The sequence below is a fragment of the Massilia sp. CT11-108 genome, from assembly GCF_047302915.1.
Lineage (GTDB): Bacteria > Pseudomonadota > Gammaproteobacteria > Burkholderiales > Burkholderiaceae_D > Telluria > Telluria orientalis.
In genome coordinates, this window is the sequence record NZ_JBKYMO010001686.1 from 1 (window position 1) to 245 (window position 245).

The 245-nt window shown below is 69.4% G+C and carries 1 pseudogene; it reads left to right on the plus strand.

The features are described from left to right. Positions 1-245 (plus strand): annotated as a pseudogene (locus tag ACEN88_RS36040) (prolyl aminopeptidase); the annotation flags it as partial.

Genomic DNA, 245 nt, shown 5'->3' on the forward strand with positions numbered 1-245 from the left:
TTGCCGCGCGGCGCCGGCACCCCACGTGCCGAGTGCCTGATCGCCTGCTGCGCGCGGCAACGCGCGGTCGCGCTCGCGTGGAATGCGTACGAAGACGCGATTCTGACCGGGCGGCCGGCACGCGATGCAAGACCGACCCAACCCGCCATCGAGCGACTGATCGACAAGTACCGGATCCAGGCGCATTACCTGCAACGCAATTGCTGGCTCGGCGAGCATCGGCTGCTCGCGCTGGCGCGACAGGC